We start from the raw sequence: 13006 nt of genomic DNA, 5'->3' as shown, positions 1-13006 counted from the left end.
ATGGAAACGTTAACTTGTGAGTCTGGAATTATTTACGAATTTAATAAAATGAATAGTTACACGAAAAAAGTAGAATCTGGATCTACGCTTCGGATTGAAACTTACGATTGTTTTAAAAATCAAATTCAATCGAAAGAAACAGTAATCGAAGAAATTGATTGGAATGAGATTAATCCAGCAACTGGTCCAATTTACGTGGAGGGTGCGGTTCCAGGAGATATTTTAAAAGTAAAAATTGAAAAAATCGAAATAGGAAATCAAGGGGTAATGGTAGTAGGTCCAAATTTAGGAGTGATGGGGCATCGTATAGAGAAGATGTCCGCAAAAATTCTTCCTATAGTAGATGATAAAATCATATTTAATGAGATTAAAATTCCTTTGAATAAGATGATAGGTGTAATTGGAGTTGCACCTGCTGGAGAAGGTGTAAATTGCGGGACACCAGGAGCTCATGGTGGCAATATGGATAATAAGATGATTACTGAAGGTTCAACATTATACTTTCCCGTATTTACCGAAGGTGCACTATTTAGTTTAGGAGATTTTCATGCTGCTATGGGAGATGGGGAAGTAAGCGTTTCAGGTGTAGAGGTACCTGGGGCAGCTACTGTTACATTGGAAGTGATTAAAGGAGAAACACTAAACCATCCAATGCTAGAAAATGATGAGGTGTTTACACAAATTGTATCTGCACCAACATTAGATGAAGCTACAAAAATTGCAACAGAAGAAATGATTCACAGGATAGTAGAGAAATCTACATTATCTATAGAGGAAACTACTATGTTAATGAGTGCTATAGGTCAAATTGAAATTTGCCAAATTGTAGACCCATTAATGACAGTACGATTTGTAGTTCCGAAATGGATATTACAGCAAATGAACTTACATCTTATTGAAGGAGAGATAGGATGACATCATTAAAGCGTTATTTAAAAGAGTTAAATGACTTAGTTGCTGTTTCAGGTGAAGAAGATGAAGTTGCAGACTATATAAAGAGAGAACTTGAAAATACTTCTTTACTCAAAACAGAAGATAGTTTAGGTAATCTCATATATATTAAAAAAGGTCAAAATGCACGAATAAGCCTTTTATTAGCTGCACATATGGACGAAATTGGTTTTATCGTAACGTATATAGATAATGATGGATTCGTCTATTTTGGCCCGATTGGTGACCATGATGATAGAATGGCAATAAACCAAGTGCTTCAAATAAAAACACAAAAGGGTATTGTGAAAGGTGTGACCGGTACAAAGCCTGCACATGTATTAACTTCGAGCGATATACAAAAAGCAATCATGATGAAAGATATTTTCTTAGATGTTGGAACTTCATCGAAAAAAGAAACAGAGAATCTTGGTGTTGAAATTGGTGACTATATTACATTTGATAGGGAAGGTCAGTTTTTAAATGATGGGCCAATTTTCACGGGAAAAGCCGTAGATAATCGCTCAGGTTGCGCAATACTTATTGAAGTGATGAAAAGAATTGAGCAACTTGATATTCAACCTACAGTATATGGTTCCGCAACTGTTCAAGAGGAAACAGGAATTCGTGGAGCAGCCCCGGTTGGATATACTGTTCAGCCAACAATCGCACTTGCTATTGATGTAACGCTTGCAGGTGGTTTACCGGGACATGAAAAGCAAGAATTACCTGTTTACCTAGGTAAGGGAGCTGCTATAAAGTTTTATGATGAAGGTATTTCGGTTCCAAAAAAGTTATCTCGTAAACTTGTTGAAACAGCAAAAAAGTATAATATACCATATCAACGAGAAGTTCTTCTTAAAGGTGCAACAGATGCTAGGGCGATAAGTGTCTCCGGAAATGGAGTCATAACGGGTGCAATCTCTATTCCTTCTAAATATATACATTCGGGAGTAGGATGTGTTCATATTGAGGATATAGAGAATGTAGTAGAATTAATTGTTCGTTTTATCGAAGAGTTCACTGAAAACTTATAAATATAACAGGCGCATGTTCGAAAATCGAGCATGCGCTTGTTGTTGTAAACAGCAACTAATTTGAATAAGCTATAAGAACACAGTATACTAAGTAAAAAAGGAGGTTTCTCAAATTGCCAACTGAACAACAATATTTTGAAGAAGCTAAATCATTAACACAATATATGGATGACATGACGACAAAAAAAGAGGAATCTTTTAGTATTTATAATCAGTTCGAAGTTCCAGCAGATGATGAATTTATTGCTGTATTAAAAGAAAAAGCTCCACATATACTTGTTATAACGGAAGATTGGTGCGGCGATGCAATGATGAATAATGCAATCTTACGTAAAATCGCAGAGGCAGCGGGAATCGAAGTACGTGCTGTATATCGCGACGAAAATGAGGATTTAATCGATCAATATTTAACGAATGGCGGCCGTTCTATTCCTGTTTATTTATTGTTAAATAGTGATGGAGAAGTTGTAGCAAAATGGGGACCTCGAGCAGAGAAGGTACAACAATTCGTTGCAGAAGGACGAGAAAAATTTCCTCCCAAAGAAGACCCTAATTTTGAAGAAGTTCAAAAAGCATTCTATCAACAAATGACAAAAGAATTTATGGATAATAAAGACTTTCATTTAGCTGTATATGAAGATATCCGAAACAATTGGCTACAAGCACTTCAAAATTAAATTATGTAAAATTAAATTAACAAGAGTCGGCATCAGTCGGCTCTTTTAGTAGTGGGATGAAACCTTTAGAAAGAATTGTAGTCACTATGTAGTAATAGAAATTGTGAAGTAGAAAGGGAAATCTGTATGAAACGAGCACGAATCATATATAATCCTACTTCCGGTAGAGAACTTTTTAAAAAGAATTTGCCAGAAGTATTAGAGGCTCTAGAAATCGCGGGATTTGAAACCTCTTGCCATGCGACAACATGTGAAGGTGATGCGAAAGTTGCTGCAAAGAAAGCAGTTCAAAATGGCTTCGACCTTGTAATTGCTGCAGGGGGAGACGGTACATTAAACGAGGTTGTAGCAGGGATAAGTGGATTTGATAAACGACCAAAAGTTGGTCTGATCCCAATGGGAACAACAAATGATTTTGCTAGAGCAGTGCATATCCCTAGAGATATTCAAAAAGCAGTGGAAATCATTATAAAAGGGGATACTATTCCGGTAGATGTTGGCCTTGTAAATGACCGTTACTTTATTAATATTGCTGGCGGTGGAAGAATTACGGAACTTACATATGAGGTTCCAAGTAAATTAAAAACAATGCTAGGCCAACTTGCATATTACCTTAAAGGGATTGAAATGCTTCCATCTATTAATGCAACAAAAGTAAAAATTGAGTACGACGATGAAGTATTCGAAGATGAAGCGATGATGTTTTTAGTAGGGCTAACCAATTCAGTAGGGGGCTTTGAAAAGCTTTCACCATCTTCGAGTATTAATGATGGGAAATTTACATTATTAATTTTGAAGAAATGTAATATCGCAGATTTTATTCGACTAGCGTCCTTAGCTATACGCGGTGAACATTTAAATGACCCACATGTTATTTCTAAAAAAGCAAAACATATTAGAGTGACTTCAGAAGACAAAGTACAGCTTAATCTAGATGGTGAATATGGTGGAACAATTCCAGCTACTTTTGTAAATTTATACAGACACATAGAGGTTTTTGTACCAATCGATGAAATTCGAGAAGAGGACAGACCGTAAAAATTAACCCAGCATTCCTCAGTGATTGCTGGGTTTCTTTGCACATTACAATATCCATACATATTTGTCATATTAACTCCATAATATTGTTGGAATACAGACAAGGATCGATATTTTAAAGATTCTTTTTTAGGGTATTATAGAGGCATGAGGAGTGGAGCGCATGTATAAAAAACAAGAAAAGTATTTAATGTGGCTTGCTTTTATTGTTGCAGGAATAATGATGCTATCGATTATAGGAAGAATATTTGGAAGCTAAGGAGGAATGAAGCGTGGGAAGCACAGAAGCAGTGTTTTTTAGTCGTGTATTAACTGAGTTGACCTTATCTTTTCATATTATTTACGCAACCATTGGCGTAGGTGTACCACTTATGATAATGATTGCCCAATGGGTAGGAATAAAAAAGAATGATGAGCATTATATATTACTTGCAAGGCGATTAGCTCGAGGCTTTGTTATTACCGTAGCTGTTGGCGTTGTTACTGGAACGGCAATTGGTTTGCAACTTTCTCTTTTATGGCCAAACTTCATGCAATTAGCGGGAAATGTAATAGCACTTCCATTGTTTATGGAGACGTTTGCATTTTTCTTTGAAGCTATTTTCTTAGGCATTTATTTATATACTTGGGATCGTTTCGAAAATCAAAAGAAACATTTATTATTACTTATCCCAGTTGCTATTGGTGCATCTGCATCCGCGGTATTCATTACAATTGTGAATGCTTTTATGAATGCCCCACAAGGATTTGACATATTAGATGGGGAACTTATTAATATCCAACCTTTAGTTGCTATGATGAATCCAGCAATGCCAACCAAGGTTGCACATGTCCTAGTAACTGCTTATATGACAAGTGCATTTGTTCTAGCATCTATTGCAGCATTTCGATTAATTAAAGGTTCCAACCATATTTATCATAAGAAATCTCTATTCTTAATGATGAAATTAGGACTTGTTTTTGCAATTGCAGCAGCACTTATTGGAGACTTTTCAGGTAAGTATTTAGCTGAATATCAACCAGAAAAATTAGCAGCAGCAGAGTGGCATTTTGAAACGAAAGAAGGAGCGCCTCTTGTTTTATTAGGAATTTTAGATGGGAAAGAAATAAAATATGCTTTTAAAGTTCCTTACGCGCTAAGTATTCTAGCGCATGATAATCCATTTTCAGAAGTAATTGGACTGAATGATTTCCCAGAAGACGAGGTTCCACCACTTTATATTCACTATATGTTTGATGGAATGGTCATGATTGGTATGTTTTTATTGTTCTTATCGATTGTTTATGTGTTTGGTAAAGTGAAAAAATGGAAGTTTATCTCGGCTAGATGGTTTCGTTGGATAGTTGTTATGGGAGGACCACTTGCGGTGCTCGCTATTGAGCTCGGGTGGTGGCTTGCAGAAGTAGGTCGTCAACCATGGATTTTAAGAGGATTTATGCGGACTGCAGAGGGAGCCACTACAAGTAATCATGTTGATATAATGCTAGTTCTTTTTGCTGGATTATATCTTGTATTGGGAATAGGAAGTATCGTAGTGTTGCGCCGTATGTTCAAAAATAATCCAGTTGAACAAGAACTGGAAGATCGACATGCTGAAAAAGGCGGTGATTTCTCATGACACTTGAGATTGTTGGGATTTCCGTATTATGGATTTTTTTATTCGGTTACTTAATAATTGCCTCCGTGGATTTTGGAGCAGGCTTTTTTAATGCCTATAGTTTGTTAACTGGAAGGCAACATATTTTGACGAACATTATTCAACGGTACCTATCGCCTGTATGGGAAGTAACGAATGTCTTTTTAGTATTTTTCTTCGTAGGGACAATTGGATTTTTTCCAAAAACCGCTTTTTTTTACGGTACAACATTACTCGTACCGGCAAGTATAGCAATAATTTTATTGGCTATTCGTGGGTCGTATTATGCTTTTGAAACATATGGTTCTCGTGGGCATAAAGGATATTCGTTTATGTATGGTGTCGCGGGTTTGTTTATACCAGCATCCCTTTCTATCGTATTAACCATTTCAGAAGGCGGCTTTGTATCGATGGTGGATGGTCAGCCTGTACTGGATTACTGGGGACTTTTCACTAATCCTCTAACATGGAGTATTGTTGTACTTAGTATTGCTGCTGTTCTTTACATCTCAGCTGTATTTTTGACTTGGTACGCAGATAAAGCAGGAGATTTAAAAGCGACAAGCCTTATGAGAAAATACGCTCTCATTTGGGCATTACCACTCATGATAACAGCTACAGGAATTATTGTAGAATTACGAGATCACAATGCGGAACATTATAATCGCATGATTGACTTTTGGTGGTTATTTGGAATCTCGGCTATTATGTTCGTAGGAACTGTGCGGCTCATTTGGAAACGAGAGAAATATGGATTTGCTCTGAGCTTACTAATTGGGCAATTTGCTCTTGCCTTTTTTGCTTATGGTATTTCACATTATCCGTATTTACTGTACCCACACTTAACACTTTATGACGGTTTTACGAACCCAACGATGGCAATTTCTTTAATTATTGCCTTTATAGCGGGGCTTGGACTATTAATTCCGTCGTTATTTTTACTACTTAAATTGTTTTTGTTCAATAAAGACTATGTTCGTGGGAAAAAAGACAATCACGCATAAGGAGGAGCAACATGACTAACTTTCTTATTTTTTACGCACCATTTATTGTATTAATCGCTTCGATTGCGGCTGCCTTCTGGGTAGCACCGAAGGACAAATCAGTTTCAGAGAGTTGAACGTCCCTGTGTTCGAGACAATTCTGACTAGAAGCGTCCCTGTGTCAGAAACAATTCTGACAATTCACTACGATTCAAGAAGTTGAGAACCAACAATACCTCCTACACTTGAATGTATAAAGTGTAGGTATTTTTTCAAAAATAGTGGATTTCCGTTTCAGGTGGACGCGTTCCGCGGGGTGAGCGATGAACCATCACCGCCCGCTAACGCGTTCGTTTGTGATGGTTCATCTGTCTCACAGGGGAACAAAGGCTAAGAACGCCACATCGTGTGGCAACGCCTTCGTGACCAACATCCTGTTGGCCTCCGGCTGGAGTCGCCACCTTTTACTCCAATCCATAAAGCGAGTAGTACCTAAGTGAGAGATACTATTGCTAGAGAAAACAATTTTTTGTACCATGCAAATAAGAAAGACACGTCCCAAAGTTTGGCACTTTCATTTGAAATCCATATTTGCAAGCGGAACTATAGAAAAATAGTTTGTATCATAAGGTAAAGAAATAAAGAGATTCCGAAATAGTATCTTCGGAATCTTTTAAATGAGTAGGAGAGCATTATTTCTCTCATTAGCCAAACCAAACGCAACATGTCCACACAAATTCTAAGAGTACAACGGTCAAACATCCGCCACAAGATTACCGAAAAAAGTGTAGCTGGAAGTGATGCAGTCACTTCCAGCTACACAATTCCAACGGTAATAGTGTCGCCAATGTTTCGTCCAAAGCACTCTAGAAATAGTGAAGACAAGATGCACTTAAAGGACGCTTGCGTTTAAATTAATATGATAAAATAGGGCATAAATATGTTTAGAAAGTTGGAAAATACAATGAAATACGATGTTTTATTATTTGATTTGGATGATACATTACTTGATTTTGGAATGACTGAACTACATGCACTTCAACATACATTTGGTGAATATGGTTTTCCTAACGGTATAAAGGATTATTTAGAAAGCTATAAAGCGATTAGTAAAGTGCTATGGGATGATTTAGAACATGGACGCACAACTTTAGGAGATCTTAAAGCGGAGCGCTTTAAACGTTTATTTTTAGAATATGCACTAGATGTAGATGCGGCTGCTTTTGGTCAAAAGTATATTGAAAACTTAGGAAAAGAAGTTCATATGATTGACGGGGTGGACGAAATGTTTGCCTGTATTTCGGGTTGTCGGTTTGCTTTACTTACAAACGGCTTTAAAGAGGCACAGTATGGAAGAGTAAATGGATCATCACTGAAAGATATATTTGAGGCAATTATTACATCAGAGGAAACAGGATTTCAAAAGCCCCAATCACAAATATTTGAGTATGCACTAAATAAATTGAACATAGCAGATCCATCTCGCGTTTTAATGATTGGAGATTCGCTAACATCCGATATCCAAGGTGGAAACAATTTTGGACTGGACACTTGTTGGTTTAATCCTCATTCAAAGGAAAATAAGTCCGGAATCCAACCAACTTACGAAATTCAAGCATGGAATCAATTGATGGGAATCGTCGATCCACAGCCAACGGAAGTCTAATAACAAAGTGATTGTGTAAGAAAATCACGGTTCCTTTCGTAAAGTACTTGATATAACCGATTTACAAGCTTGCGTAATTTTTGTTTAGTGAAAGTAAATTTGGTATGATTTCTTCATGTACATATTGAAGGAGCGCATATTTATGATTTCAGAACAAATTGAACAGTTTCAACACATGAAAAAAAATATGACACGTCTAATGCTCATGTATAAATTTGCATTAGCTGAATTAGAAACAAAGATTGAGATTCTTCAAGAAGAATTTTTAATGATTCACGATTATAATCCAATTGAACATATAAACTCGAGATTAAAGGCGCCAGAAAGTATATTGAGTAAACTTAATCGAAAAGGTAAGGGCATTTCAGTTGAAAGCATACGTGAAAATGTGAGAGATATTGCGGGAATGCGTGTTATTTGTTCATTTATCACGGATATTTATCAAATCTTTGAAATGCTAGAAAGCCAAAGTGATCTGAAAATATTAGAAGTAAAAGATTATATTCAGCATCCAAAGAACAATGGTTATAAAAGTTTGCACCTATTAATAGAAATTCCTGTTTTTATGACCGATTGTAAGGAACTTGTGACTGTGGAGGTTCAAATTCGTACAATAGCAATGGATTTTTGGGCAAGCCTTGAACATAAAATATTTTATAAATATGATCAGTTTGTTCCTGAAAGATTGTTAAAAGAGCTAAAAGAAGCGGCAGATTCCGCATTTGCGTTGGACCAGAAGATGGAGAGACTTCACAATGAAGTGAAAATAATTAAAGATGAAAATAAATTTGAAACGGTCGATGAACTTACTAAGTTAATGATTAAAAACCAACATGGAACAATTCCAACAGCTTTATTGGAAATGCTAGATAAAGTGTAAAACAGACGTTACAATGGCGTCTGTTTTACACTTTTTAAAGGATGCTTTATTCCAATAAGGCATTTATTTTTGGTATAATGGAGCCATCAAAACTAGAACGGAGAAATAAAGTGAATACACCAGTAACTAAAAACGATCATATAACAGTTCATATAGAGGATTTAACGCATGACGGAGCAGGGGTTGCCAAAGTAGAGGGCTACCCTTTATTTGTCCAGGGTGGCCTGCCAAATGAAACAGCAGAAATCCATGTGTTAAAAACATTGAAAAACTATGGCTTTGCAAAATTAATAAATATCGTAGAACCATCTCCTTTTCGTGTAAAAGCACCATGTCCTGTATTTGGCGAATGCGGAGGTTGTCAACTGCAGCATATGACTTACGAAGGGCAACTTGTATGGAAAGAAAATATGGTTCGCAACGTAATGAAGCGCATCGGAAAAATCGATGCGCCAGTTCTACCTGTAAAAGGAATGGAGAAACCTTGGGAATATCGCAACAAATCACAAATTCCATTCAATCTCGAAAATGGACAAGTAATCGCAGGTTTTTATCAATCAAAAACACATCGAATTGCAGATACAAATACTTGTTTAATTCAAACTGATTCGGCAGATCGTTTGTTACGAGCTATAAAAGAAAAAGCATTAGAGCTAGATTTAGTTCCTTACAATGAAGACACGAAAAAAGGACAATTACGTCATCTTGTCGTTCGAAAAGGGAGAGCAACTGGAGAGGTAATGGTCGTGCTTGTAACGAAGCATCCGAAGCTTTCGAAAAAGGATGAGATTATTAACTTCATTCAAGCAATTGAACCGAACGTAACCTCCATTATACAAAACGTAAACAATCGCAATACCAACGTTATTTTTGGAGATGAAACAAACGTCCTTTGGGGGAAAGCGGTTATTGAAGATTTAATAGGGGATGTACGTTTTGAAATATCTGCTCGTTCGTTCTATCAAGTAAATCCAGAGCAAACGGAAGTACTTTATAAACAAGCACTAGATTATGCACAGCTTTCAGGAGATGAAACCGTAATCGATGCTTATTGCGGAATTGGTACTATTTCTTTATTCCTTGCCCATAAAGCGAAGCAAGTGCTTGGAGTGGAAATTGTACCTCAAGCAATTGAAGACGCAAAGCGAAATGCAAAATTAAATGGATTCACGAACACTTACTTTGAGGCAGGGCCAGCAGAGGAAGTTATTCCAAAATGGTATGAAGAAGGCAGGAAAGCAGATGTGCTAGTAGTGGATCCACCTCGAAAAGGATGCGATGAAGCATTGCTAAATACGATCATCGAACAACGTCCTAAACGAGTGGTCTATGTATCTTGTAACCCAGCGACACTTGCACGTGATTTGCGTATTTTAGAAGATGGCGGATATAAAACGAAAGAAATTCAGCCGGTGGATATGTTCCCACAGACGACCCACGTGGAGTGCTGTGCGTGGCTTGAACTAACTGACTAAACCTAATTTAAGCGTATTTTTTCACGTAGTTTTTGTTAGGATCCGTCTTAGGTATATCTTATTTTAATATTCGTTGAAACATAAACAGCAGACGGTTTAGAAGTGAAATACTACACTTCTAATTGGCCGTCTGCTTTTACTTCTAAATTTCCAGAAAAAATCAAGCTAATATCCAATGAGCGAAAGTGCCAACTATAGCTTCTTCCAAAATGAAAATCTAGTAAAAGAGGAAACTGTGTGAAGATAAATTAAAAAAGCTAGGTTATACTATAATAATGACTTAATTACTTAAACCTACTGTTCAAGAAGTAGGAGCATTTTTGGGGATGAGAGTTTGACAGTGTTTCCCATAATGAGAGGATATGAATTAGAATATGACAGAAAATTTTTGGCGTGATTTACCACGACCATTTTTTGTACTTGCACCAATGGAAGATGTGACGGATGTTGTTTTTCGTCATGTAGTAAGTGCAGCCGGTAGACCGGATGTATTTTTTACAGAGTTTACAAACACGGAGAGCTATTGTCATCCAGAGGGCATGAAAAGTGTGCGTGGACGTTTGATTTTTACAGAAGATGAACAGCCAATGGTTGCACATATATGGGGAGATAAACCCGAATATTTCCGTCAAATGAGTATTGGGATGGCAGAGCTAGGATTTAAAGGCATCGATATTAATATGGGCTGCCCTGTGCCGAATGTGGCATCTAGAGGGAAGGGAAGCGGCCTTATTCTTCGCCCAGAAGTTGCTGCAGAAATTATACAAGCAGCAAAAGCGGGTGGACTACCTGTCAGCGTGAAAACAAGACTTGGCTACACCGAAGTAAACGAGTGGCAGGAGTGGCTAACGCATATATTAAAACAGGATATTGCGAACCTTTCTATTCATTTACGTACAAGAAGTGAAATGAGCCAAGCAGATGCGCATTGGGAGCTAATTCCGGAAATCAAAAAACTTCGTGACCTTATCGCACCAAATACGCTACTAACAATCAACGGAGACATCCCTGACCGTCAAAAGGGCCTAGAGCTTGCTGAACAATATGGTATCGATGGCGTTATGATCGGGCGAGGCATTTTTAAAAATCCTTTTGCTTTTGAAAAAGATCCAAAAGAGCATAGCAGTAAAGAGTACCTTGATCTTTTAAGACTGCAACTTGATCTTCAAGATAAATATTCTGAAGAATTGCCACGTTCAGTCTCGGCGCTTCATCGCTTCTTCAAAATATATGTTAAAGGATTCCGAGGAGCTGGTGAATTAAGAAATCAATTGATGAACACGAAATCAACGGATGAAGTACGTATATTGCTTGATAATTTTGAAGCAAGCCATGTGGATTGATGCCGGACAGTAGACTGAAATAACTGCAATAAATATCTTAAGTTTTATGAGCAAAAGAATAGGGACTCTACTATATCTAATGATTGCCCTGGAGAAGCTGTCGCGTGGTAAGAATTAGTATAATAAAAAAGAACGAATTCCCGATGATGGAATTTGTTCTTTTTCTTGTTGTTCAAGCTTAGCTCCGATTATTTATTTATATTCATCTGAGTGCTAAACCACCAATAAAAAATGCCTGCAAACACGTATAGGGTTACTAGCTTTTTAAGAAGGAAAATAATTAAGCTATTTTCTGTTTTTTGTTTGAAAAGATAACATTCCCTCACTTCAACAAGATTCATTTTCTCCTTTAAATTTATTTCCTACTACTGCCGGTTTGTGGTGCTGACCTAGAACCCCTCGCACAAGTGATTTTTACTGCTCTTAATTTCAAAAATGAACCCCGTAACAGCTGAAAATTCAAAAGGCTCTCGACTAAGCGATTATAATGAATAGATCTCCATCATTTACAGGTGATGTAGGTTCTGGTGAAAGAGAGATTTCGGAAAATTAATCTCAATTTGTAAGGGGAATATTAACTTTTCATGAAACAATCTACTAACTACAAATAATACTTTCTATTCACTTACTCAATTTTTATTTGCATTGCATGTCTAACAAAATTCCTATTTCCTGTGCGCAAACCCTTCGTATGTCCTAGATGTTTGCGTATTTTAGAGAGAGGGGAAGGATTGTATTAATTATCTTCTTTGATTAATTTATAGGAGGGAGGGATGGACATGTTATTTTTTGAAGGTGAAATAAAGAAAGTAAGTAAAAAAGTAGGAACGTCGGGCTTAAGTACAATGCGATTACAAGACCCACGCTTAAATGGGCAATTACGGAAGGATCAGATAGCCAAGGAGATTGAAGCACGGAATGCAGAAAATCGTCGAAATCAATTATTGAATGGATATAAATGATTAGAATAAAAGACGTTGCTGCACCGAGGAGGTGTGGCTACGTCTTTTTATTTTAAAGTATAAAAAATCACTATGGAAATATTGAAGTGTTGAAATCGAAGGGACACACAACGAAAGTGTGATTGAATTATTAGAGGACAAATGGCAACTTCTTATGGTGAGAGTTTTCTTTATTTAGGAAACACCTATCCAATAAGGATTTTTCACGATATAAATATCACGAAAGACTACGTGGCGTTTGAAGATGATAAGTTACAGAGTGGCAGAAAGAAGGAAAAACAATAGATATCAACAAAATAAAATAAAGAGTGATTGAACTGCACCCTAAATGTTAGTATAGACTATACGGTGGGGTGCAATTTTTTGTTTTTTTTGAAC

12 protein-coding genes are annotated in these 13006 nt (G+C 36.8%); all 12 read left to right on the top strand.

The window, feature by feature from the left end:
- Positions 1-915 (top strand): acetamidase/formamidase family protein, encoded by a 915-nt coding sequence (locus ACFVR1_RS14765; protein WP_387585085.1) that lies wholly within the window; start codon positions 1-3, stop codon positions 913-915.
- The gene (locus ACFVR1_RS14760; RefSeq protein ID WP_387585084.1) at positions 912-1967 is read left to right on the top strand and encodes a M42 family metallopeptidase; all 1056 of its coding nucleotides are present in this window, start codon (positions 912-914) and stop codon (positions 1965-1967) included. Before ACFVR1_RS14765 ends, ACFVR1_RS14760 begins: the two co-directional genes overlap by 4 nt.
- A gap of 113 nt (positions 1968-2080) precedes the next feature.
- The gene (locus tag ACFVR1_RS14755; protein ID WP_387585083.1) at positions 2081-2644 is read left to right on the top strand and encodes a thioredoxin family protein; all 564 of its coding nucleotides are present in this window, start codon (positions 2081-2083) and stop codon (positions 2642-2644) included.
- Between the two features lie 126 nt (positions 2645-2770).
- Complete coding sequence (locus tag ACFVR1_RS14750; RefSeq protein ID WP_387585082.1) at positions 2771-3682, top strand: diacylglycerol kinase; 912 nt, start codon at positions 2771-2773, stop codon at positions 3680-3682.
- 272 nt (positions 3683-3954) lie between these two features.
- A complete protein-coding gene (locus tag ACFVR1_RS14745) occupies positions 3955-5301 on the top strand; it encodes a cytochrome ubiquinol oxidase subunit I (protein WP_387585080.1) in 1347 nt (448 codons plus the stop codon).
- Complete coding sequence (locus ACFVR1_RS14740; protein ID WP_387585078.1) at positions 5298-6323, top strand: cytochrome d ubiquinol oxidase subunit II; 1026 nt, start codon at positions 5298-5300, stop codon at positions 6321-6323. Before ACFVR1_RS14745 ends, ACFVR1_RS14740 begins: the two co-directional genes overlap by 4 nt.
- Before the next feature lie 11 nt (positions 6324-6334).
- Positions 6335-6439, top strand: a complete 105-nt coding sequence (cydS, locus tag ACFVR1_RS14735) for a cytochrome bd oxidase small subunit CydS family protein (protein ID WP_387585076.1) — start codon at positions 6335-6337, stop codon at positions 6437-6439.
- 827 nt (positions 6440-7266) lie between these two features.
- Positions 7267-7968: a YjjG family noncanonical pyrimidine nucleotidase gene (locus ACFVR1_RS14730; protein WP_387585137.1), complete on the top strand. Its 702-nt coding sequence runs from the start codon at positions 7267-7269 to the stop codon at positions 7966-7968.
- A 142-nt stretch (positions 7969-8110) separates the two neighbouring features.
- Complete coding sequence (locus tag ACFVR1_RS14725; protein WP_387585074.1) at positions 8111-8848, top strand: GTP pyrophosphokinase; 738 nt, start codon at positions 8111-8113, stop codon at positions 8846-8848.
- Positions 8849-8958: 110 nt separating this feature from the next.
- Positions 8959-10323 (top strand): 23S rRNA (uracil(1939)-C(5))-methyltransferase RlmD, encoded by a 1365-nt coding sequence (gene rlmD / locus ACFVR1_RS14720; protein WP_387585073.1) that lies wholly within the window; start codon positions 8959-8961, stop codon positions 10321-10323.
- 374 nt (positions 10324-10697) lie between these two features.
- Positions 10698-11666 (top strand): tRNA dihydrouridine synthase, encoded by a 969-nt coding sequence (locus tag ACFVR1_RS14715; RefSeq protein WP_387585071.1) that lies wholly within the window; start codon positions 10698-10700, stop codon positions 11664-11666.
- A gap of 779 nt (positions 11667-12445) precedes the next feature.
- Positions 12446-12628: a hypothetical protein gene (locus tag ACFVR1_RS14710; RefSeq protein ID WP_387585070.1), complete on the top strand. Its 183-nt coding sequence runs from the start codon at positions 12446-12448 to the stop codon at positions 12626-12628.
- Positions 12629-13006 lie beyond the last annotated feature (378 nt).

The sequence above is a fragment of the Psychrobacillus sp. NPDC058041 genome, assembly GCF_042885655.1.
GTDB lineage: Bacteria > Bacillota > Bacilli > Bacillales_A > Planococcaceae > Psychrobacillus.
The sequence above is the reverse complement of the archived record's forward strand: the minus strand, read 5'-3'. Positions and strand labels throughout refer to the sequence as shown.

Excerpts from the sequence above, each read along its gene's own strand:
- cydS (WP_387585076.1), top strand. The coding sequence starts at position 6,335 with ATGACTAACTTTCTTATTTTTTACGCACCATTTATTGTATTAATCGCT.
- ACFVR1_RS14760 (WP_387585084.1), top strand. The coding sequence starts at position 912 with ATGACATCATTAAAGCGTTATTTAAAAGAGTTAAATGACTTAGTTGCT.
- ACFVR1_RS14750 (WP_387585082.1), top strand. The coding sequence starts at position 2,771 with ATGAAACGAGCACGAATCATATATAATCCTACTTCCGGTAGAGAACTT.
- ACFVR1_RS14730 (WP_387585137.1), top strand. The coding sequence starts at position 7,267 with ATGAAATACGATGTTTTATTATTTGATTTGGATGATACATTACTTGAT.
- ACFVR1_RS14740 (WP_387585078.1), top strand. The coding sequence starts at position 5,298 with ATGACACTTGAGATTGTTGGGATTTCCGTATTATGGATTTTTTTATTC.
- ACFVR1_RS14725 (WP_387585074.1), top strand. The coding sequence starts at position 8,111 with ATGATTTCAGAACAAATTGAACAGTTTCAACACATGAAAAAAAATATG.
- ACFVR1_RS14710 (WP_387585070.1), top strand. The coding sequence starts at position 12,446 with ATGTTATTTTTTGAAGGTGAAATAAAGAAAGTAAGTAAAAAAGTAGGA.
- ACFVR1_RS14715 (WP_387585071.1), top strand. The coding sequence starts at position 10,698 with ATGACAGAAAATTTTTGGCGTGATTTACCACGACCATTTTTTGTACTT.
- ACFVR1_RS14765 (WP_387585085.1), top strand. The coding sequence starts at position 1 with ATGGAAACGTTAACTTGTGAGTCTGGAATTATTTACGAATTTAATAAA.